Origin of the sequence: Pseudomonas sp. 30_B (assembly GCF_017491605.1) — a bacterium.
Classification (GTDB): Bacteria; Pseudomonadota; Gammaproteobacteria; order Pseudomonadales; family Pseudomonadaceae; genus Pseudomonas.
Map to the genome: position 1 here is coordinate 19660 of NZ_JAFGYY010000014.1, position 21926 is coordinate 41585.

The 21926-nt window shown below is 64.1% G+C and carries 18 protein-coding genes, 3 tRNA genes and 1 pseudogene; 14 read left to right on the plus strand and 8 right to left on the minus strand.

Annotated features, from left to right (window positions below; genetic code table 11):
* Positions 1-26 precede the first annotated feature (26 nt).
* Positions 27-818, minus strand: coding sequence for a crotonase/enoyl-CoA hydratase family protein (locus J5M67_RS16565; protein ID WP_207886432.1), 792 nt, complete (start codon positions 816-818; stop codon positions 27-29).
* Between the two features lie 303 nt (positions 819-1121).
* Here J5M67_RS16565 and J5M67_RS16570 point away from each other — a divergent pair.
* Positions 1122-2854, plus strand: a pseudogene (locus J5M67_RS16570) (DEAD/DEAH box helicase).
* Positions 2855-2988: 134 nt separating this feature from the next.
* Here J5M67_RS16570 and J5M67_RS16575 read toward each other — a convergent pair.
* Entirely contained in the window at positions 2989-3759 is a 771-nt protein-coding gene (locus tag J5M67_RS16575; protein WP_207886434.1) for a class III extradiol ring-cleavage dioxygenase, read from the minus strand.
* A gap of 407 nt (positions 3760-4166) precedes the next feature.
* Here J5M67_RS16575 and J5M67_RS16580 point away from each other — a divergent pair, with 407 nt between their 5' ends.
* The gene (locus tag J5M67_RS16580) at positions 4167-4823 is read left to right on the plus strand and encodes a thiopurine S-methyltransferase (protein ID WP_207886435.1); all 657 of its coding nucleotides are present in this window, start codon (positions 4167-4169) and stop codon (positions 4821-4823) included.
* Positions 4824-4881: 58 nt separating this feature from the next.
* On the opposite strand, the gene htpX is transcribed toward J5M67_RS16580, so the two are convergent.
* The 3 genes from htpX to J5M67_RS16595 form a co-directional block, all read right to left on the minus strand.
* The gene (gene htpX / locus J5M67_RS16585; protein WP_207886436.1) at positions 4882-5757 is read right to left on the minus strand and encodes a protease HtpX; all 876 of its coding nucleotides are present in this window, start codon (positions 5755-5757) and stop codon (positions 4882-4884) included.
* Positions 5758-5907: 150 nt separating this feature from the next.
* Entirely contained in the window at positions 5908-6360 is a 453-nt protein-coding gene (locus J5M67_RS16590) for a hypothetical protein (RefSeq protein ID WP_207886437.1), read from the minus strand.
* Between the two features lie 28 nt (positions 6361-6388).
* On the minus strand, positions 6389-7600 hold the full coding sequence (locus J5M67_RS16595; protein ID WP_024766955.1) for a pyridoxal phosphate-dependent aminotransferase: 1212 nt from the start codon (positions 7598-7600) through the stop codon (positions 6389-6391).
* Between the two features lie 311 nt (positions 7601-7911).
* On the opposite strand from J5M67_RS16595, the gene msrB reads away from it, so the two are divergent.
* The 3 genes from msrB to J5M67_RS16610 all read left to right on the plus strand — a co-directional run bounded on the left by msrB (position 7912) and on the right by J5M67_RS16610 (position 9498).
* The gene (gene msrB, locus J5M67_RS16600) at positions 7912-8307 is read left to right on the plus strand and encodes a peptide-methionine (R)-S-oxide reductase MsrB (protein ID WP_017516978.1); all 396 of its coding nucleotides are present in this window, start codon (positions 7912-7914) and stop codon (positions 8305-8307) included.
* 238 nt (positions 8308-8545) lie between these two features.
* Entirely contained in the window at positions 8546-9028 is a 483-nt protein-coding gene (locus J5M67_RS16605) for a glutathione peroxidase (protein WP_207886438.1), read from the plus strand.
* A complete protein-coding gene (locus J5M67_RS16610; RefSeq protein WP_207886439.1) occupies positions 9028-9498 on the plus strand; it encodes a MarR family winged helix-turn-helix transcriptional regulator in 471 nt (156 codons plus the stop codon). Before J5M67_RS16605 ends, J5M67_RS16610 begins: the two co-directional genes overlap by 1 nt.
* A 2-nt stretch (positions 9499-9500) precedes the next feature.
* Here the strand turns inward: J5M67_RS16610 and J5M67_RS16615 are convergent, their stop codons facing one another.
* Positions 9501-11822 (minus strand): ATP-binding protein, encoded by a 2322-nt coding sequence (locus J5M67_RS16615; protein ID WP_207886440.1) that lies wholly within the window; start codon positions 11820-11822, stop codon positions 9501-9503.
* Positions 11823-11932: 110 nt separating this feature from the next.
* On the opposite strand from J5M67_RS16615, the gene J5M67_RS16620 reads away from it, so the two are divergent.
* The gene (locus J5M67_RS16620) at positions 11933-12829 is read left to right on the plus strand and encodes an ATP-binding protein (protein WP_207886441.1); all 897 of its coding nucleotides are present in this window, start codon (positions 11933-11935) and stop codon (positions 12827-12829) included.
* Positions 12826-13308, plus strand: coding sequence for a GAF domain-containing protein (locus J5M67_RS16625; protein ID WP_207886442.1), 483 nt, complete (start codon positions 12826-12828; stop codon positions 13306-13308). Before J5M67_RS16620 ends, J5M67_RS16625 begins: the two co-directional genes overlap by 4 nt.
* A gap of 385 nt (positions 13309-13693) precedes the next feature.
* Here J5M67_RS16625 and J5M67_RS16630 read toward each other — a convergent pair whose 3' ends face one another.
* Both J5M67_RS16630 and J5M67_RS16635 read right to left on the minus strand, forming a co-directional pair.
* A complete protein-coding gene (locus J5M67_RS16630) occupies positions 13694-14356 on the minus strand; it encodes a glutathione S-transferase family protein (RefSeq protein ID WP_207886443.1) in 663 nt (220 codons plus the stop codon).
* 46 nt (positions 14357-14402) lie between these two features.
* Complete coding sequence (locus J5M67_RS16635; RefSeq protein ID WP_207886444.1) at positions 14403-15176, minus strand: hypothetical protein; 774 nt, start codon at positions 15174-15176, stop codon at positions 14403-14405.
* Between the two features lie 215 nt (positions 15177-15391).
* Here J5M67_RS16635 and J5M67_RS16640 point away from each other — a divergent pair.
* From J5M67_RS16640 to J5M67_RS16670, 7 genes are all read left to right on the plus strand, one after another.
* Positions 15392-15467, plus strand: a tRNA-Glu gene (locus J5M67_RS16640).
* A 2-nt stretch (positions 15468-15469) separates the two neighbouring features.
* A tRNA-Gly gene (locus J5M67_RS16645) sits at positions 15470-15545 on the plus strand.
* A gap of 86 nt (positions 15546-15631) precedes the next feature.
* Positions 15632-15707: transfer RNA gene (locus J5M67_RS16650), tRNA-Gly, on the plus strand.
* Positions 15708-15967: 260 nt separating this feature from the next.
* The gene (locus tag J5M67_RS16655; RefSeq protein WP_207886445.1) at positions 15968-17785 is read left to right on the plus strand and encodes a type I secretion system permease/ATPase; all 1818 of its coding nucleotides are present in this window, start codon (positions 15968-15970) and stop codon (positions 17783-17785) included.
* Positions 17766-19079, plus strand: a complete 1314-nt coding sequence (locus tag J5M67_RS16660) for an HlyD family type I secretion periplasmic adaptor subunit (protein ID WP_207886446.1) — start codon at positions 17766-17768, stop codon at positions 19077-19079. Before J5M67_RS16655 ends, J5M67_RS16660 begins: the two co-directional genes overlap by 20 nt.
* A 2-nt stretch (positions 19080-19081) precedes the next feature.
* Positions 19082-20461: a TolC family protein gene (locus tag J5M67_RS16665; RefSeq protein ID WP_207886447.1), complete on the plus strand. Its 1380-nt coding sequence runs from the start codon at positions 19082-19084 to the stop codon at positions 20459-20461.
* A 627-nt stretch (positions 20462-21088) separates the two neighbouring features.
* Positions 21089-21862 carry a response regulator transcription factor gene (locus J5M67_RS16670; RefSeq protein WP_207886448.1) on the plus strand — a complete coding sequence of 258 codons (774 nt, stop codon included), beginning with the start codon at positions 21089-21091 and terminating at the stop codon, positions 21860-21862.
* Positions 21863-21926: the final 64 nt, after the last annotated feature.

A 21926-nucleotide genomic window follows, 5' to 3' on the forward strand; every position in this document is an offset into this window, starting at 1 on the left:
GCCCCAGCGCGAATTTCAGCGCTCGTTCATTTTCCACGGAAGTTGCCTTCGCGCTTTTCCTGCATGGCCCTGAAACCTTCCTGGGCGTCTTCGCTGGACAACAGGCGGCTGGCCATCGCCGGCAGTTCGCGCGCGGCGGCCCGTTCCCCCTCGTCCAGGCACTGGCGCGCCGACGCCAGGGTGGCGCGAATGCCCAGTGGTGCCTGGGCGGCGACCCGCTGGGCCATCCACAGCGCGCGGGGCATCAGTTCCTCGGGGGCGGTGACTTCCTGCACCAGGCCCAGGCGGCAAGCTTCGTGGGCATCGAACTGGTCTCCGGTGAGCAGCCAGCGCATGGCGTTACCCCAGCCAGCCACCTGATGCAGGCGCAGCGTTGCACCGCCGAAGGGGAAGATGCCGCGCTGCACCTCCAGTTGGGCGAAGCGTGCGTTGCTGGCGCAGAGGTTGATATCCGCCGCCAGCATCAACTCGATGCCGAGGGTGAAGCAGTAGCCCTGGGCAGCGACCATCAGCGGCTTGGTCAGGCGTGGCCCGCCGAAGGTGCCCCAGGGATCCACCGCGCCCTTGGGCAGTTGCCAGCCGGTGCGGAAGGTTTCGCTGACATCGCCCAGGTCCAGCCCGGCGGTGAAGTGGTCGCCGTGGGCGAACACCAGGGCACAGCGCAGTTCATCGTCACGCTCGTACTCGCCCAGGGCGAGCACCAGCTGGTTGAGCATGTCCAGGTCGAAGGCATTGCGCTTGTCGACCCGGTTCAGGCCAAGCAGCAGGACATGATCGTGGCGTTCGCGGGTGATGCGGGGCTCGCTGCTGGGCTTCATCGATGGCATCCGGCGGGGAGGGGCCAGCTCGGTATAGTCGGCCTTGCCGGGCTCGTCCAGGCGCGACCGTTTGCCGGTCCTTGTCCGAAAAGACGCACATGACGGACGATTTTCCGGTATGATGCGCGCCGGCCAAGCTAAGGCCCCGTTTCGGATCCCGCATTTTTCGGTGCATTCACGCGCTGTCTGTGCGTCCGCTGTGCGGACTTCCTTGACGTATTCTTCCAATCTTCATTTCGCAAATCCCCGCTTCCAGCTGCCTGGGTGACTTCATTGTCGTACAGGGCATGCGCAGCTCGGCTATTGGGTCTTTGCGGATGTACTTAGAGGCAAAACCCATGACCCAGGAAACCGCCGGCTTCGCCGCGCTCGGTATTCACCCCAGTATTCTCGCTGCCATCGCCGCTGTCGGTTATGAAGAGCCGTCGCCGATCCAGGCCCAGTCGATCCCGGTGATCCTCGAAGGCCACGACATGATCGGCCAGGCCCAGACTGGTACCGGCAAGACCGCCGCCTTCGCGCTGCCGCTGCTGTCGAAGATCGACCCGGCGCGCCGCGTGCCGCAGGTACTGGTACTGGTACCGACCCGCGAGCTGGCTCTGCAGGTCGCTACCGCGTGCGAAACCTACTCCAAGCAGATGCCGGGCGTCGGTGTCGTGGCCGTCTACGGCGGTGCCCCCATGGGCCCGCAGCTGAAGGCCCTGCGCCAGGGCGCCCAGGTTCTGGTCGCCACTCCCGGCCGTCTGTGCGACCACCTGCGTCGCGACGAGAACCTGCTGTCCACCGTCGAGCGCCTGGTCCTCGACGAAGCGGACGAGATGCTCAAGCTCGGCTTCATGGATGACCTCGAAGTGATCTTCGAAGCCATGCCGGCCAGCCGCCAGACCGTGCTGTTCTCCGCGACCCTGCCGGCCTCGATCCGCAGCATCGCCGAGCGTCACCTGAAAGAGCCCAAGCACGTCCGTATCGCCGCCAAGACCCAGACCGTCGCCCGCATCGAGCAGGTGCACCTGATGGTCCACGCCGACCAGAAGCCGGCCTCGATCCTGCGTCTGCTGGAGGTCGAGCAGTTCGACGCGCTGATCGGCTTCGTCCGCACCAAGCAGGCCACCCTGGACATCGCCGAGCTGCTCGAGCGCCAGGGCTACCGTGCCGCCGCGCTGAACGGCGACATGCCGCAGGCCCAGCGTGAGCGCGTGATCGAGTCCCTGAAGGACGGCTCGCTGGACATCGTCATCGCCACCGACGTCGCCGCCCGCGGCCTCGACGTGGCGCGCATCACCCACGTTCTGAACGTGGACATGCCCTACGATCCGGAATCCTACGTACACCGTATCGGCCGTACCGGCCGTGCCGGCCGCGAAGGCCGCGCCCTGCTGCTGGTGACTCCGCGTGAGCGCCGCATGCTGCAGGTGATCGAGCGCGTGACCGGTCAGAAGGTCGGTGAAGTTCGCCTGCCGGACGCCGACACCGTGCTGGAAGCGCGCCTGAACCGCCTGGCCACCGGCCTGCAGCCGCTGCTGGCCAACGCCGTTGCCAGCCGTGGTGCCGTGCGTGACGAGCTGTGCCGTCGCCTGGGTACCGACATGGACACCCTGGCCGCCGTGCTGCTGGCCAAGCTGACCGAAGGCAAGGCGCTGGACCTGGAATCGGTCCGCCGCGAACAGCCGCTGACCCCGGCCGCCCCGCGTGAGCGCAGCGACCGTTACGAGCGTAGCGAACGTGGCGATCGCCCCGAGCGCGGCGACCGTCCGGAGCGCAGCGGCGAGCGTCGCCCGATGGCTCCGCCGTCGGAAGGCAAGTCCCGCTGCCGTACTGCCCTGGGCGCCCGTGACGGCGTGCAGGCGAAGAACCTGCTGGGTGCCATCCTCAACGAGGGCGGCCTGTCCCGCGAGGCCATCGGCCGCATCCAGATCCGCGAGACCTTCAGCCTGATCGAGCTGCCGGAAGAGAACCTCGACCGCCTGCTGACCAAGCTCAAGGACACCCGCGTCGCCGGCAAGGCCCTGCGCCTGCGCCGTTACCGCGAAGACTGATCCGTCAGTCTCCCGCCCATGAAAAAGCCCCGCCATTGGCGGGGCTTTTTCGTTTCCAGTGTCTGGGAGATTTTCCCCTGTAGGAGCGGGCCATGCCCGCGATCGCGCGCATGGCCCGCTCCTACGGATTGCACTCAGCCGAAGCGGTAGATGTCCATCCCCAGCGCGCCAAGGGTGAAGCCGGCGTGCTCCACGGTCATCGGCGTGCCACCGGCGCCACGGGCAAAGTACAGCGGCAACAGGTGCTCATCGCTGGGATGATTGCGCGCGGCCGAGGGCGCCTGCCGGCGGTAGTCGAACAGTGCGGCCTCATCGTCGGCGGCCAGGTGTTCGGCCATCCAGTCGCGGAAGGCCTTGGCCCAGGGCTCGATGACTTCCGGCCCGGCGCGCCAGTTCAGCTCGCCCAGGTTGTGGGTGATGCTGCCCGAACCGATCAGCAGGATGCCTTCCTCGCGCAGTGCGCGCAGCGCCTTGCCGACGCGGTCCTGCATCTGCGGGCCGAGGCGGCTGGGCAGCGACAGCTGCACCACCGGAATGTCGGCCTGCGGGTACATTAGGCTCAGGGGCACCCAGGTGCCGTGGTTCAGTGGGCGTTCCGCATCGAGGGTGGCGGGCAGGCCATCCATCGCCAGCAGCTCGACGACGCGTGCCGCCAGTTCCGGCGAGCCGGGGGCTGGGTACTGCACGGCGTAGAGCTCGGCCGGGAAGCCGTAGAAGTCGTGCCAGGTCTCCGGCTGGGTGGCGGCGGTGACGCGCAGGTCCGGGGTTTCCCAGTGGGCTGAGACCACCAGGATCGCCTTCGGCCTGGGCAGCTCGCGGGCCAGGCGCTTGAGCGGAGCGTCGCTGGCGCCGGGGTCCAGGGCCAGCATGGGGGAGCCGTGGGAGATGAACAGGGTAGGCAGCATGGTGAACCTCGCTACAGGAATGACACTATCTTCTCGCTGGGACAGATCGAAAACCAGTATGGGTTTTTGACCGAAATGATCGACTCCAGAGATGTTTTTACCGTTCCTGCCAGCCATCCGTGGAGAGGTTTGAAATGCCAACTGAGTTGCAGATCGGTTGGAAGGGCTGTCGATGGGTGCTTTAAAGGGATGTCTGTCGGTCAATACGGTAGAGTTTGTGGAAATTTCCGAAGTGGAGACGTTTTCGGTCGTGCAGCAGGTAGGCCAGGTCCGTGCGTCCAATCGTGTCGAACCTGGGGTGGCCCGTACGGCCGAGTGCGTCGAAACTGAGGGCAGGGCGCGAGAGGCGCGGTGCCGGTCGGCGCGGCTGGTCTCCTCGCGTGGCGCAGCATTAGAGCAGGTGCTTCATGCAACATGAATTCTGGCAGGCGCGCTGGGCGCGCAACGAAATCGGCTTCCACCAGCAGAAGGTGAATCCGGGTCTGGATCGTCAGTGGGGCACCCTGGGGATCCCGGAGGAATCGCAGGTGCTGGTGCCGATGTGCGGCAAGAGTCTGGACATGCTCTGGCTGGCGCAATGGGGCTATCGCGTGCTGGGCGTCGAACTGGCGGAGCGCGCGGCCGTCGACTTCTTCGCCGAGCTGGGCGTCGAGCCGGAAATTACCCAGGAAGGCCCGCTGCGCCGCTATCGCTGTGAGCGCCTGGAGATTCTCCAGGGCGACATCTTCGATGTCACCGCCGAGCAGGTAGCCGACTGCTGTGCCCTGTACGATCGCGCGGCGCTGATCGCGTTACCGGAGGACATGCGCTTCGACTACTCGGCCCATCTGCAACGCATCCTGCCGAATCAGGTGCGTGGGCTGCTGGTGACCCTGGAGTATCCGCAGGACGAGATGGACGGGCCGCCCTTCGCGGTGCTGGGTGAGGAGGTGCGCCGGCACTTCGCCGAAGCTTGGCAGGTCGAGGAGCTGGAGCGCGTCGATGTATTGGCCGAGAGTCCCAAGTTCCTCAAGAGTGGCGTCACCCGGCTCGACGAGGTGGTGTTCGCGCTGCGTCGCGGCTGATTCGCCGGCATGAAAAAGGGCGACCCGAGGGTCGCCCTTTTTCGTTTCGTGTCGAACCTTAGCGAGCGGCGGCGCGCAGGGCTTCGATGCGGTCTTCCAGCGGCGGGTGGCTCATGAGCAGGCCGGCGAGGCCATTCTTGAGGTTGCCGTTGATGCCGAAGGCCTGCAGCGTGTCGGGCATCTGCACTGGCACGCCCTGTTCGGCGCGCAGGCGTTGCAGGGCAGCGATCATCGCACCGGTGCTGGCCAGGCGGGCGCCGGCTTCGTCTGCGCGGTATTCGCGTTTGCGCGAGAACCACATGACGATGATGCTGGCGAGGATGCCCAGGACCAGTTCGGCGAAGATGGTCGCGACGAAGTAGCCGATGCCCGGGCCGTCTTCGTTCTTCAGGATGGCCTTGTCGACGAAGTTGCCGAAGATGCGCGCGAAGAACATCACGAAGGTGTTCACCACGCCCTGGATCAGTGCCAGGGTGACCATGTCGCCGTTGGCTACGTGGCCGATTTCGTGGGCCAGCACGGCTTTCACTTCTTCAGGCGAGAAGCGCTCCAGCAGGCCCTGGCTGACCGCGACAAGTGCGTCGTTGCGGTTCCAGCCGGTGGCAAAGGCGTTGGCTTCATAGGCGGGGAAGATGCCCACTTCCGGCATCTTGATGCCGGCTTCGCGGGAGAGTTCTTCCACAGTCTGCAGCAGCCACTGTTCGTGGCGGGTGCGCGGCTGGCTGATGATCTCGGTGCCGGTGCTCATCTTCGCCATCCACTTGGAGATGAACAGCGAAACCAGGGAGCCGGCGAAGCCGAACACGGCACAGAAGATCAGAAGGCTACCGTAATTCTGGCCGGTGAATCGGTCCACGCCGAGCAGTTTCAGGGTGATGCTGGCGATCACCAGAACTGCCAGGTTGGTGGCCAGGAACAACAAGATGCGCATCATGGCGTAAAGCTTCTCCTCACGGCTGGATTAGGGGAAAACCGCTTGGGAGCGCGGCTTTCCGGATCGCCGGGCACAGCAGGACCCGGGATCGCTGAATAGTATGCGGGGTATATACGGTTGCCCCCGAGGTGATTCAACTCGGGGACTATTTCAAACTGTGTCGCTTGGGCGTCCGAGGTCACTCTCGAAGAGTAGACGGGTCAGGCGTGCAATGCGGTCACTATGACGGCTGGCCAGTGCTTCGCGCAGCTGGTTGGCCAGGGAGGCTTGCTCGCGGCGCACGCTGGGCGGCAGGTCGCCGCCGTCGCGCACCGCGTGGGGGATGATGCGAGTCAGGCGCATGAAGGCCTTTTCGCTGAGCACCGCCTGGTCCAGTGCTTCGTAACGAATGGTCGTCTCGAAGCGCAGATAGCCTTCATCGGCCAGCCACAGCAGCGCGCCCAGGCAGCTCTGGTGGCGGGTGCTGGGCAGGCCGAACTCATCAGGCTCTTCCCGGCCGATCAGGTCCTCGACGTAGAGGGCGATCTTGCGCGGGAAGGCCTGGTAGAGCGTCAGCAGGCCGCAGGCGCAGTCCTTGTAGAAGTCGTCGATCTGCAGGTCCATTTATGCGCTGGGATTCACTGGCGATGATTTATTGGCGATAGCTTTTCAGGAAGTTGCCGATGCGCCCGATGGCCTGTTCCAGGTCATCGAGACGGGGCAGGGTAACCACCCGGAAGTGATCCGGCCAGGGCCAGTTGAAGGCGGTGCCCTGAACGATGAGCAGCTTCTCGGACAGCAGCAGGTCGAGGACGAATTTCTCGTCGTTGTGGATCGGGCAGACCTTCGGGTCGATGCGCGGGAAGGCATAGAGCGCGCCCATGGGCTTCACGCAGCTGACGCCGGGAATGTCGTTGAGCAGTTCCCAGGCGCGGTTGCGCTGCTCCAGCAGGCGCCCGCCCGGCAGGACCAGGTCGTTGATGCTCTGGTAGCCGCCCAGCGCGGTCTGGATCGCGTGCTGGCTCGGCACGTTGGCGCACAGGCGCATGTTGGCCAGGATATCCAGGCCCTCGATGTAGCTCTGCGCCTTGTGCTTGGGACCGGAAATGGCGATCCAGCCGGAACGGAAGCCGGCCACGCGGTAGGACTTGGAGAGGCCGTTGAAGGTCAGGCAGAGCACGTCCGGCGCCAGGGAGGCGGTGGAGATGTGCTGGGCCTCGTCGTAGAGGATCTTGTCGTAGATCTCGTCGGAGAAGATCACCAGGTTGTGCTGGCGCGCCAGTTCGACGATGTCCAGCAGCACTTCCTTCGAGTAGACCGCGCCGGTGGGGTTGTTCGGGTTGATCAGCACCAGGGCCTTGGTGTTGCTGGTGATCTTCGCCTTCATGTCGGCGACGTCGGGGAACCAGCCGGCCTGCTCGTCGCACAGGTAATGCACCGGCTTGCCGCCGGAGAGGGCGACCGAGGCGGTCCACAGCGGGTAGTCGGGCGCCGGGATCAGCACCTCGTCACCGTTGTTGAGCAGCGCCTGCAGCGCCATGACGATCAGCTCGGAGACGCCGTTGCCCAGGTAAATGTCCTCGATGCCGACGCCTTCCACCTGCTTCTGCTGGTAGTACTGCATCACCGCCTTGCGCGCGCTGAACAGGCCCTTGGAGTCGCTGTAGCCCTGGGCGGTGGGCAGGTTGCGGATGACGTCCTGGAGAATCTCGTCCGGCGCTTCGAAACCGAACGGCGCCGGGTTGCCGATGTTCAGCTTGAGGATGCGGTGGCCTTCCTCTTCCAGGCGTTTGGCGTGCTTGAGCACGGGCCCGCGAATGTCGTAGCAGACGTTGGCGAGCTTGTTCGATTTGGTGACCTGCATGATCTGGATTCCGAAATAGTCCGCGGCCGGGGGAGGAGCGCGTCGGGCGCTCGACTTGGCAGGCTGTAACGCGGGTGACAGACTGGCGTCAAATGATCGGTTCGGAAGTGCTTTTCCCTGGTGTCGATCCTGAAAATCGACAGGAAAACAGTGGATTGCTCGAAAAAACAGCGATTTTAAGGCTTTTTTATCGCGGCAAAGGCTCTGTGCGGCAGATTCTGAACCTGATGTTAACCACGCGCATCATACGTGCGGCCCGATTCGCGGAAAAGAGCGGGATTGGGCATTTTTTCGTTTATGGAGGCAGATCGATGGAAAAGCTGGAAAAGCCCCTGGATTCCTGGCGTGACGAACTCACCGACGAGCAGTTCCACATCTGCCGTCTGGGCGGCACCGAGCGTGCCTTCACCGGCGAATACCACGACACCAAGACTCCCGGTATCTACCACTGCGTATGCTGCGGCACCGCGCTGTTCGACTCCGACGCCAAGTACGACTCGGGCAGCGGCTGGCCGAGCTACTTCCAGCCGGTGAACGGCGAGGTGGTCAAGGAACTGGAAGACTTCAGCCACGGCATGCACCGCATCGAAGTGCGCTGCGGCAAGTGCGACGCGCACCTGGGCCACGTCTTCCCCGACGGCCCGCGGCCGACTGGGCTGCGCTACTGCATCAATTCGGCATCGTTGAAGCTGGTGCCGAAAGAGTGACCTCAAGGCCCGCCACCGAGCGGGCCTTTTCTTTGGGCGTGGCTTTCGTAGGAGCGAGCTTGCTCGCGAACCTGCCCGACTCGGTTGCCGCCGGAAAATCCGTTCGCGAGCAAGCTCGCTCCTACAGGTAAATCCTGATGGCAGGTCATTCACTGGATGATTTGCAATCAATTAAATTGTTCGCAATTGAATTGATCGCTATCCTTTGATTTCCCACTTACCGCCGGAGCCATACCCGATGAGCGACGCACTGCTGAACATCCCCGTGACCACCATCAAGGGCGAACAGAAGACCCTCGCCGATTTCGGCGGCAAGGCGCTGCTGGTGGTGAACACCGCCAGCCAGTGCGGCTTCACCCCGCAGTACAAGGGGCTGGAAACGCTGTGGCGGCAGTACAAGGACAAGGGGCTGGTGGTGCTGGGGTTCCCCTGCAACCAGTTCGGCAAGCAGGAGCCGGGCAGCGAAGGGGAGATTACCCAGTTCTGCGAGCTGAATTTCGGCGTCAGCTTTCCGCTGTTCAAGAAGATCGACGTCAATGGCGCCGAGGCGCATCCGCTCTACGTGCAGCTGAAGAAGCGCGCACCGGGCCTGCTGGGCAGCCAGGGCATCAAGTGGAACTTCACCAAGTTCCTGATCGGCCAGGACGGCAAGGTGGTCAAGCGCTTCGCTCCGACCACCAAGCCCGAGCAACTCTCCGCCGAGATCGAAGCGCTGCTGTGATGAATGACGCTCTGTCCCTGCCGGCGGAGCTGCAACTGGACAACCAGCTGTGCTTTCGCCTGTATGCCGTATCCCGCGCGGTGATCCGTGGTTACCGGCCGATGCTCGATGCGCTCGGCCTGACCTACCCGCAGTACCTGGCGATGCTGGTGCTATGGGAGTGGCAGGCCGAACGGCCGGAGCAGCCGTCGGTGAAGGCGCTGGGTGAGCGGCTGATGCTCGACTCCGGCACCCTGACGCCGTTGCTCAAGCGCCTGGAACAGCTGGGGCTGGTCGAGCGCCGGCGGGCGCGGCATGACGAGCGGGAAGTACACCTCGGGTTGACCCCGTCGGGCCTCGCGCTGCGCGACAGGGTGCTGCCGTTGCGCGAGGACCTGCTGTGCCGCAGCGGCCTGGACCTGAGCGTCACCGATGGCCTGCGTGAGCAACTGGATTCGCTGCTGTCGCAGCTGAGGAGCCTGGAAGGCTGAGCTCAGCCGCGCGGGCGGTGATCCACCCAGCGCTCCAGGATCGCCGCCAGTTCGTCGCGGTGGAAGGGTTTGGCCAGGTAGTCGTCCATGCCGGCGGAGCGGCAGCGCTCGCGTTCGTCCGGCAGCACGTTGGCGGTCAGGGCGATGACCGGAAGGCCCGGCCAGCGCCCGCTTTCACGGATCGCCTGGGTGGCCTGGTAGCCGTCCATCACCGGCATGTTGCAGTCCATCAGCACCAGGTCGAAGGCGCCGTCGCCCAGCTGCGCGAGGGCTTCTTCTCCGTTGGCGGCGACGGCCACGATGCAGCCGAGTTTCTGCAGCAGCCCCTTGGCCACCAGTTGGTTGACCGGGTTGTCCTCCACCAGCAGCACCCGCGCCGAGAAACGCTCTGCCTGCGCACTGCCGGCGTCCGCGGGGGCCGGCTGCGGTTGGTGCTCGAACGCTTGCTTGAGCGCCTGGTACAGCAGCGCCCGTGACAGCGGCCGGGCCAACTGGCGCAAGGGCGCCAGGTGCTGGGCCAGCGGCGGTTCGAGGAAGTTGCCGTAGGCGGTGACCAGCAGGACGGGCTTGGCCAAATGCCGGCGCAGGGTGATCAGGCAGTCCGGGCAGTCCGAGAGCAGGGCATCCAGCTCCACGCCGGCCAGGCTCGCGTCGATGTCCAGGCGTCGGTAGTCGACACTCCAGTGCGGCAGCCACTGTTCCAGCAGGGCCGCCAGACCGCTGCTGGCTGCGCATTGCACGATCAGCCGGCCATTGAGCGGCAGCGGCGTCGGTGCCGGTTCCAGCGCGGGGAGGGGCAGGGTGGCGACGAATTCGCTGCCGAATCCGGGTTCGGACTTGACCACCAGCTCGCCCTTCATCGCTTCGCACAGCTTGCGCGTCAGTGCCAGGCCCAGCCCGGTGCCGCCGTACTGGCGGGCGATGCCGGCGTCAGCCTGGGTGAATGGCTGGAAGATTTTCTGCAAGGCCTCGGGTGCGATGCCAATACCGGTGTCGCGAACGCTGATGCGCACGCCATTGCCCTGCGGCTCGACGCGGACATCGACGCGCCCCAGGCGGGTGAACTTCAGGGCGTTGGACAGCAGGTTGCTCACCACCTGGCGCACCCGCGTCGGGTCCCCGGCGACCTGTGCCGGCAACTGCGGGCTGATCAGGCAGGTGAGTTCCACCGCGGGCGCGGCGTTCTGCGACAGCAGGCTGGCGGTGTCTTCCACCAGGGTGCCGAGGTCGAATGGGATTTGCTCCAGTTCAAGCTGGCCGGCCTCGAACTTGGACAGGTCGAGCACATCGTTGAGCAATTCCAGCAGCACCTTGCCCGAGTCATGGGCGATGGACAGTTGCTGGCGCTGCTCGGTGGTCAGCGGACCGTCCAGGGCCAGGCCGAGCATCCCCAGCAGGCCATTGAGCGGGGTGCGGATCTCGTGGCTCATGTTGGCCAGGAAGCTGCCGCGTGCCTGGGCCATGGTCAGGGCGGTCTGCCGGGCGAGTTCCAGCTCCTGGTTGGACAGGGTGAGGCGCGCGTTCGCTGCCTTCAGCTCGGCGGTGCGGGCGGCGACGATGCTTTCCAGTTCTTCCAGGTACTGGGTCAGCCGGTCCTCGGCTTCGCGGCGCTGCTCCATTTCTACAGAGATGCGGTTCAGCTGGCGGTTGGTGACATCCACCAGCACACCGATTTCGTCGCGCTCGTGACCGTCCGGGCAGGGCAGACGCAGGCGCGAGGGCGAGCGCGGGTCGTGGCGGCTGAGGGCGTCGATCAGGCTCACCAGCGGCTTGGTCAGCAGCCCGTAGAACAGCACCAGCAGGATCAGCGACAGCAACAGGCTGCGGATGAAGCCGGAGATGAGGGTCACGCCGGCGCGGCGCAGGAAGTCGTTGCCGAAGACGAAGGTGTCGATTTCCAGGCGCAGCACGCCGAGGGATTCGCTGGGGGCGTGATCGACGAATAGCGGCTCTTCGTAACTGCGCTGCTCGCCGAAGAGGAAGTCGCTGAGGCGGCGCATATGGCTTTCCGCCGGTGGCCGGTTGGCGCTGGCCAGCGGCGTGCCGGCGTTGTCGATGATCTCGGCACGGATCACCGCCGGCGAGCGCAGCAGGCCGACCACCAGCTCCTGGGCCAGTTCGGCGTCGATGTTGTAGGCGATACGCGCGGCGGGGTTGTGGCTGACGTCCAGCAGGGCGCGCACTTCGCGGTTGATGGAGGCGTCCTGGCTGGCATAATCGACGGCAACCTGGATGAGGCTGAGCAGCGTCCCCAGCAGGAACGCCACCAGTACGGTGAGGCTGGCCTGCTTGAACGAGAGGCGATGGGTGAGCGCAATATCCATGGAGTGCGTAGCATCGCCTCGCGAAAGCTTTTCTGCGGCGTAGCATAGCCCATCAGAACCGCCTGTCGGCATAGCCCGAAGCCGAACCCGAACGATCCGTGGAGACCCGCATGGATTCCCGTCTGAATGATTTTCTCGCGCGCGCCGAGTCGGTGCTGACGCGCCTGGAGCCTTTGCTGCCGGCATTGCGTGCGCCCGTCGACTGGCAGCGCAGCCTGGCCGCGTGCTGGCATCGCGATGGGCGCAGCGGTTACCTGCAGGCGCTGGAGGTCAACCTCGACCTGCGCCTGGACGACCTGCTGGGTGTCGACACCCAGCGTGACCAGTTGGCACGCAATACCCGCCAGTTCGTTGCCGGCAAGCCGGCCAACCACGCCTTGCTCTGGGGCGCGCGGGGCACCGGAAAATCCTCGCTGGTGCGTGCGCTGCTGGCCGAGCTGGCCGGCGAGGGGCTGCGCCTGATCGAGATCGAGCGCGACCAACTGGCCGACCTGCCACGCGTGGTCGAGCAACTGCACGGCCTGCCGCAGCGCTTCGTGCTGTTCTGCGACGACCTCTCGTTCGACGCCGGCGAAGGCGACTACCGCGTGCTCAAGAGCGTGCTCGATGGCTCGCTGGAACAGGCGCCGGACAACGTGCTGCTGTATGCCACTTCCAATCGCCGCCATCTGGTCTCGGAAAGGCAGAGCGACAACGAGAACTGGCAGATGGTGGACGGCGAACTGCATCCCAACGAAGCGGTGGAGGACAAGATCGCCCTGTCCGACCGCTTCGGACTTTGGCTGTCTTTCTATCCCTTCACCCAGGAACATTTCCTCAGCGTGGTTCGCCACTGGATCGAGGCGCTGGCGCGCAGATCCGGCCTGACCCGCTGGAGCTGGGACGAAGCGCTGGAGAAAGAGGCCATTCGCTGGGCTCTCGGGCGCGGCAATCGCAATGGCCGCTGCGCCTACCAATTCGCCCGCTACTGGGTGGGCCGCCAACTGCTGGAAGGAGAAACCCCATGATCGATCTGCAACAGGCCGGTGCCGGCCTGGATGGCTATGCCCTGCTGGCCGCGCAGGCGGAGTCGCTGTTCGCCGACGAGCGCGACTTCATCGCCAACGCCGCACAGTTCTCGGCATTCCTGTTCAACGAGCTGCCGGACCTGAACTGGGCCGGCTTCTATCTCAATCGCAACGAGGAGCTGGTGCTCGGCCCGTTCCAGGGCAAGGTCGCCTGCGTGCGCATTCCCTTCACCAAGGGGGTGTGCGGTGCGGCGGCGCGTACCCGTGAAACGCAGCGGGTCGAAGACGTGCATGCCTTCCCCGGCCACATCGCCTGTGACAGCGCTTCCAATAGCGAGCTGGTGGTGCCGCTGGTGAAGGAAGGCCGCCTGATCGGCGTGCTGGACCTGGACAGCCCCAGCGTCGGTCGCTTCAGCGAAGTCGACCAGGCTGGCATCGAGCGGCTGGTGGCGATCTTCCTGCGCCTGACTGACTGCTGATTCATAGCCCCATGAAAAAGCCCCGCCGATGCGGGGCTTTTTCATGGTTCTTCGTAGGGACGACAGTGCGCTGGAGTCTTGTCTTTTCGTAGGAGCAACTGTCTTTTACTCACCCTTCGGGCCGCACTGAAGTGCGTTCAGCGCAAGCGCTGTCCCGCGTTCGCGGGAGTGACGGGGGATTCGCGTTCCCCTGCGTCATCCCCGCGAACGCGGGACGCGGCTCCATCGCGAACAGCGCTTGCGCTGGCCCGAAGGGGTATCACCCAGAAAACAACGTAGGAGCGGACTCCGTCCGCGATGCTCTTCTACCGGCCTGCCGGCCGGATCGCGGATAAATCCGCTCCTACAAGAGCGCGTCGTCCTCAGGAGCGGGGCTTCGGGCGAATCAGCGCTTGGCCATGATCTTGGCGATGATCTGCTGTTCGCCTTCGAGGATTGCAGCCAGGGTGGGGCGGTTGGCGATGCGTTCGAAGTGAGCGGCGAGCGATGGCCAGCGCTGCTTGTCCAGCGCTTCACCGCCGTGGCGCATGTTCACCAGTTGGCTGGCAATGGCGATGTCGGCAAGGCTGAAGCGGTTGTCGACGAAGTAGTGGTTCGCGCCCAGGCATTTCTCCAGGTAGTCGAAATGCTCCGGAAGTTTTTCCTGCATGGCGCCTTTTACTGCGTCTTCATCGCAGAGCTTGCCCATCAGCGGCTTGAGCAGGCGGTTGCGGAACACGGTGAAGGTGGCCAGTGGCGCAACTTCGTAGTCGGCGTACTTTTCCAGCCAGCGGATGCGCGCCTTCGTCTGGGGCGTCTCGCCGCACAGGGGCGCACGTTGCGGATCGCGCTCTTCCAGGTAATGGCAGATGACGCTGGAGTCGGCGAGGGTGAAGTCACCGTCGCGGATCGCCGGCACGCGGCGCAGCGGGTTGAGCTCGCGGTACCAGTCGGGCTGGTTGAACGGATTGACGTTCTCCAACTGGTAGTCCAGGCCTTTCTCGGCGCAGAACAGGCGGACCTTGCGGACGAACGGGGAGAGCGGGGCGCCGAAGACTACGAGGCTCATGGAGGGCTCCTGGGGCGTAGATGGCCGGATATGCAGGTTCGACGCGTCAATCGTCGTAAAGGTTCTTCTTCTTCCACAGATCGTCGTCATCGAGGGCCTTGAGGCCCTCGTTCAACGCGCTGTTCTGGTCGGCGACGGGTTGGGCGTTCTCCAGCACCATTGCATTGGCGCGGGCCAGCTGGTTCTCAAGCTGCTGCAGTTGCGCCTGGTAGCGGCCGGCGTCCTGCTGCTTGTGCAGGTACTGCACGCCGCGCTCGAAGGCCAGTCGCGCCTGCCCCGGCTGCCCCTGTTGCAGGGCCTGCTGGCCGAGGTTGCCGAAGAACTCAATATGCAGAAGGGTGAGCAGGTGGCGGATTTCCTTCACCCACTGCTGGGCTTCGTTGCGTGGCAGCAGGCCGTCCTGGGCGCAGCGGGTGATTTGAGCGTGGAGGGCTTCGAAGAGGAAGCGCACGTCCTTGGCCTTGGCCTCGGTGACGATAGGCTGCGGCGCATTGCGAACCGGAATGGACTCGCCTTGGGCAATGAGCGGACGCAGCTCGGCGATGCGTTCCTTTATCTGGGTATTCTGCTTGTCGACCGCCAGCAGGCGTTCGCCCAGGGCGAGCTCGATACGGCCGAGCAGCAGTTTCAGCGCCGGGGACATGAACTGGCCGGGCATCGACTCGGAAATGTCCGAGCAGCGCCGGGAACGGTCGAGCAGGTCGGCCTTCTGGCGGGCCCGTTCCAGCTTGCGGTTCTCGACCGAATGGTTGATGTAGCCGATGGCAATCACCAGGGCGATGCCGACGAGAACCAGGACGGTAATGACGAGTGGCGACACCTGAACGCTCCCGAAGGTTTTTTCGCGAGTGTAATGTCTTAGTGATACCGCTGATAGCGGCAGCTCGGTTTTTACCCAGAAGTCTTTGATTTAAAAAAATTTTCTCTGAAGGGTTGACGACCCCTCAAAGGGTCCATAGAATGCGCGCCACTTCGACGCGAAACGCAGAAATGCAAAGCGAAGAAGTCGGAAAGATGTTGTAAGTTCCGGGCCGCGTCCCCTTCGTCTAGTGGCCTAGGACACCGCCCTTTCACGGCGGTAACAGGGGTTCGAGTCCCCTAGGGGACGCCATTGCGGGAATAGCTCAGTTGGTAGAGCACGACCTTGCCAAGGTCGGGGTCGCGAGTTCGAGTCTCGTTTCCCGCTCCAAATTCTCGCTTATCGCCGAACGGCGGTAAGCGAAAGATGAAATGGCGTTACCCTTTGGCGAAAGCTGAAGGTTGCAACAAGTTGATGCGGGAATAGCTCAGTTGGTAGAGCACGACCTTGCCAAGGTCGGGGTCGCGAGTTCGAGTCTCGTTTCCCGCTCCAAAATCGAAACACCGCCCCCATGGGGCGGTGTTTTCGTTTGTGCGTTCGAAAAATATCTGCACCCGCCCCATGAAAAGCCCGCCTCCTGCGGGCTTTTTTCGTTTCCGCTCGTCGCTGCCGATGCGCCTTCCCTGCGGTCGTTCGAGTCCTTGGCGATGCCGGGACGTCTACGTAATTCCTGGCAAATGGCCATTTGCTACACGGAGCCTTTCGGCGTGATCTAAGCTCCAGAAAAGTCGGCCTCTCGAGCCGAGGTTCCCATGCGAGTCACCCCCGAGGAAAACCTCAAGAGCGCGTTGAAAGCTTGCCGCGAGAGCTTCCTGTCCGTCGGCTTTTTCAGCTTATTCATCAACGCGCTTATGCTTGTTCCCACCTTCTATATGCTTCAGGTGTATGGGCGGGTGATTACCAGTGGCAGCCTGACGACCCTGGCCATGCTGACGCTGATCATGACCGTGCTGGTGATCACGCTCGGCTCCCTGGAATGGGTTCGCTCACGGATCATGGTGCGGGTCAGTACCCGGCTGGACGTGCTGCTCAGCCGTCAGGTGTACAAGGCCAGTTTCAGACGGGCCCTAGACAGCGGCGGCATGGATGCCTCGGCCCAGTCGCTCAATGACCTGACCGGCTTGCGACAATTCCTCACCGGCAGCGGCCTGTTCGCTTTTTTCGACGCGCCCTGGCTGCCTATCTATGTTGCGGTGATGTTCCTGTTCCATCCCTGGTTCGGCTGGGTGGCAACGGGTAGTGCCCTGTTGTTGTTGCTGCTGGCCTACGTCAACGAGAAGCTGACCGCCCCGGCACTGGCCCAGGCCAACAAGGAACATATCGGGGCGACGCTCTATACCACCAAGAACCTGCGCAACGCTGAAGTCATCGAGTCCATGGGCATGCTGGAAACCCTGATGGACCGTTGGGGGCATCGGCAGAGGAACGTGCTGCTGCTGCAGTCCCTGGCGAGCGACAAGGGCGTCATGGTCAGTACGCTTTCCCGCACCTTCCGGCTCCTGGTGCAATCCCTGGTGCTGGGGCTGGGGGCGTACCTGGCGGTGGATCACCAGGTCGGGGCGGGCATGGTGTTCGCCGGGGCCGTGTTGCTGGGGCGTGCGCTGGCCCCGATCGATCTGCTCATCGGCAGTTGGAAGGGCTTCATCTCGGCCCGTTCGCAGTACAGCCGCTTGAATGGCGTCCTCGAAAAACTGCAGTCGCAACCCGAGCGGATGCCGTTGCCGGCGCCGCAGGGCCATGTGCAGGTGGAGAATCTGGTGGTCACCGCGCCCGGCTCGAAGACGCCGATCCTCAAGAACATCAGCTTCAGTGTGCCCGCCGGCTGCGTAGTGGGCATCATCGGTCCCAGTGCCGCCGGCAAGTCGACCCTGGTCAGGGCGCTGATGGGCGTGTGGGCGGCACAGCATGGCGTGGTCCGGCTGGACGGCGCGGACATCAGCACCTGGGACAAACATGCGCTCGGGCCGCATATCGGTTACCTGCCCCAGGACATCGAGCTGTTCGAAGGCAGCGTTGGCGAGAACATCGCCCGCTTCACCGACGTCGATTCGGAAAAGGTCATCCAGGCAGCCAGGATGGCGGGCGTCCACGAAATGATCCTGCTGCTGCCCGATGGCTACGACACCGTTATCGGCAGCGAGGGCGTCATGCTCTCGGGAGGGCAGCGCCAGCGCATCGGGCTTGCCCGCGCCCTGTACGGCAATCCGCGGCTGATCGTGCTCGACGAGCCCAATTCCAATCTCGACGATGTCGGTGACCGCGCCCTGGCGGCGGCGATCCAGCAGCTCAAGCAGACCGGCGCGACGGTGTTCATCATTACCCATCGCACCAACCTGGTCTCGCAACTTGACCGGCTCATGCTGATGAACGACGGGATCATCACGCTCTACGGGCCGCGCGATCAGGTGCTGGCCGAACTCAATGCCAAGCAGTTGCAGGCGCAGCAGCAAGCCCAACAGCAGGCACAGCAACAGGTTCAGCAGGTACACCAGCGTGCCATGCCCGCAGGCGCCAGCATTGCTCCGGTGGATACCGGCAAGGACGACCACGATGCCCAGTCGTCAAATTGAAAGCTTCGCTGACCTGCCGGTATCGGATCGCAAGATTCGCCGCCTGGGCCTCGCCATCGTCGGGGTGACCTTCGGCCTGTTCGGCACCTGGGCGGCCTTCGCGCCGCTCGACGGGGCCGTTTACGCGCCGGGGGTGGTCACCGTGCAGACCTACCGCAAGACGGTCCAGCACCTGGAAGGCGGCATCGTCAAGGAGGTCCTGGTGCACGACGGCGACATCGTCAAACGGGATGATCCGCTGATCGTTCTCGATGACGCCCAGTTGCGCTTCGAGTACGAGATGACGCGCAGCCAGCTGATTGCGGCCAAGGCCATGGAGGCCAGGCTCAAGGCCGAACGCGACTCCCTGTCTGCGATCGACTTTGGCGAGATGACCGGGAGCACCAGCCCGCGAGTCGTGGAGGCGCGCCAGAACGAAACCCAGGTATTCAGCGCCCGCCAGGGCTCACGGCAGGGGCAGATTGCGGTGCTGCGCGAGCGCATCGGCCAGTTGAATCAGCAGATCGGCGGGCTCGAATCGGTGATCGACGCCAAGCTGCAGCTGGCGAAATCCTACAGTGGTGAAATCGGCGAGCTGTCCGACCTGCTCAAGCAGGGCTTCGTCGACAAGCAGCGCCTGGTCGAGCAGGAGCGCAAGCTGGGGATGCTCAAGTCCGAGGTGGCGGACCACCGCGCCACGATCAACCGGGCGCGCCTGCAGATCAACGAAACGCAACTGCAGATCCTGCAGGTCGACAAGGACTTCAATTCCGAGGTCGCCAAGCAGTTGGCCGAAGTCCAGACCAAGATCTACGACCTGCGGGAGAAGACCTCATCCCTGGAGGACCGGCTCAACCGCATCGTCATCCGCGCACCCGACGCGGGCATGGTGATCGGCATGACGGTGCACACCGTGGGCGGTGTGGTGCATCCGGGGACGCCGCTGCTGGACATCGTTCCCTCGGTTTCCGAGCTGATCATCGAGGCGCAGGTGCCGCCCGTGGATATCGACCGCATCGCCATCGGCAAGCGCGCCGATATCCGTTTCAGTGCGTTCAATTCCGCGACCACGCCGGTAATCGAAGGCGAGGTCAGCAGTGTGTCGGCAGACCGCCTGGTCAATGAAAAGAACGGGACACCCTACTACCTGGCGCGGGTCCGGGTAACCGAGCACGGTGTGCATACGCTGGGCGAGCGCAAGCTGGTGCCGGGGATGCCGGCGGACGTGTTGATCATCACGGGGCAGCGCACGCTGCTGCAGTACCTGATGCAGCCGGCCCGCAACGCCCTGGCGCAATCGATGATCGAGGAATGACCATGGACACGTCGGCAGTTCTGTTGGCGGGGATGTTCATGCTGGCGGCGGGCGGCGCCCTTGCGCAATCGGCCGCGACAACCTCGGCCGGGGCCAGCGCATCGACGCTTTCCAGCGACCTGATGCAGTTGTATCGCGAGGCGCGGCTGGAGGACCCGAAGGTCCTGGCCTCCTTCGCCCAGGCCAAGGCGGGGCAGGAGCATCAGCGCGAAGCCCTGGGCACGCTGTTGCCACAGGTGTCGCTGAACGCCGGGGTGAACCAGATTCGCCAGGAAAACGACATTATCCAGGACAGTTACGACGCCGAAACCTACAGCCTGGTGTTGCGTCAGTACCTCTACAACAAGGCCGCGTGGGAGAACTACAAGAAGTTCCAGAGCCTTGCCAAGCAGACCGAATCCGAGGCCCAGGACGCCCAGGCGGAGGCCACCGTGGAGCTGGCGCGGCGGTATTTCACCGCCCTGGCGGCCGAGGATGAACTGGAGCTGGTGAAGGCGGAGCGTCGAACCACGCAGGAAAGCCTGGACCGGGTCACTGCGCTCTACGAAAAGCAGTTGGCACTGGTGACCGATCAGCTCGACCTCAAGGCCCGGGTGGACCTGCTCGCGGCGCAGGAACTGGAGGCCAGCAACCAGGCCACCATCAGCCGGGAGTCGCTGGCGGAGATTGTCGGCCGGCCCGTGAAGGAGCGGCTCAGCCGGGTTCGCGACGACGTGCACATGCAGGTATCGGGGCAGAGCCTGGAGAACTGGGTCCGCGAGGGGATAGCGCAGAACCCGGCGCTCAAGGCCAGCGAAAGCGGCGTCGAAGCCGCGGAAGCGGCGTTGCGCAGTGGCAAGGGCGGGCACTATCCGACCGTGAGCCTGAGCCTCAGCGCACAACAGACCAACGAGGGCTACAACAACTCCCTGGCGCCTCGCACCGACAGCTACGTGGCCGGCGTCGGCGTTCAGGTGCCGATCTACAGCGGCGGGTCGACCTCGGCGCGGGTCCGTGGGCTCTACCAGGACCAGGTGGTCGCCGAGGAGCAACGGGAGGAGATTCGGCGTCGGGTGGTCAAGGAGATCACCAGCGCCTACCTGACCGCCAATTCGAATGGCGAGAAGATCGAGGCGAGCCGGGTGGCGCTGTCGTCGGCGCAGCTGTCCCGGGTGGCGGCGGAGAAAGGGCTGACCTACGGCATGGTCAACGCCGTCGATGTGCTGGCCGCGGTGCGCAACGAATTCCGCGCCCGGCGTGATCTGCTCAAGACGCAATATGAATTCCTCAGCAACGTGTTCACGCTCAATCGCTGGGCGGGGAAAGCGCCGGTTGAAAGCGTCCAGAGCGTGAATGGCTGGCTGAGTGCCGACCGTTCTGCCACCGACATCATGCGCCCCTGACCCAGCCGATAGCTGCCTGTTCGACTGGCCGAGCAATCCTCCGGTCGTGACTCGACGCGGGCACCGCCGGGGTGTCCGGGTAATTCGCATCGCTGGCCGTGTGCCACCTGAATGGGGCTTCGACGATAATTTGACGTAATTATCATTTTTCCGTTTTTTGTGCGCCTTTTGTCGGAAAATTGACGCTTTGGTCCGCGCAAGAATGGGGCCGTCAGTTGCCTGGCGCTGATTTAACTCATTGATTAAGTACAGCTATTTACGATTTCTGGGGGATATCCGGCGGACTTGTCACCCTTGCCTTGGCTCTGCGATGGACGCAAAGGCTGACCTAGACTCTGTTGACCAGTCGAGGAGAACGAGATCCTGGGCTTGCGGTAGCTATTCCCCATCTGTGTCATCTCGACGGCCCCCCCGGTTCCTGGATGCGTCCGCAACTGCTACTGATGCAGCGAATGGACGGCTACCCAGAGCCAGTCCCCCTTGTTGTCCACACCCGAGCGAGCCCCGCCAAGGCTTGTCGGTTCTCGCATCCGTCTGCCAAGCGCGGTGGACGGGTGGACGAATCGCTGATTCCGAAAAGTCCGTGGGTGTAGGCCATGGTTTATCCTTCAGGAGGTCAGAAAGAAAATGCCTGACCGTACAAAGACCATACGTGTGATGCTGATTGACTGCCGTCCCCTGGTTCTCATGGGGCTTCACGACCTCATCGACGGCAGACGGCCGCAGATGGAAGTGGGTGGCCAGGCCAGTACCTATGCCTACGCGCTGGATCTCGCCGACCAGTTGAGTCCCGATGTGATCTTCTTCAGTTTCTTTCCGGATGCGCTGAGCCCGCTGGAGGTTGTCGCGGAGCTCGCTCGTAGCGCCGCAATGAAAGTGCTGGTGCTCAAGGGGCTGTATGAATCGGTCCCGGTTGCCCAGGCGATACAGGCGGGCGCACGTGGCGTGGTGCTGGCGGAAGACCCGACGGAGTCGATCGTGCAGGCCATCATCAATGTCCATCATCGCGACATCGGGCTGGACAGGGCCTGGGCTGGCGGGCTGTCCAGCTATGCCGCGAACGGGCATATGCACCTGAAATGCAATCCGGAACAGCCGAGGCAGGCGCGGCTGACGGTGCGCGAGAAGGAGCTGATCCGCGCCATCGTGGAAGACCCGTCCGCCAAATACATGAGCATCGCCGAGCACCTGGGCATCAGCGAACACACCGTGCATAACCACCTCAGCAGCATTTATCAGAAGCTGCATCTGATCAACCGCATGGACTTGCTGATGTATGCGCTCAAGCACGGGCTCACCGACAGCGAGTTGCCGCCCGAGTCATCCTGGGTGGAGCTGGATCGTGGTTCATCACGGCCGGATGCCCAGCCTCTTCAAGGCGCCCAGGGCGTCTCTCGTTGAACCTCGCTCCTGCGAGCGGCAAAGAAAAAGCGAGGGTGGTTTCCACACCACCCTCGCTTTTTTA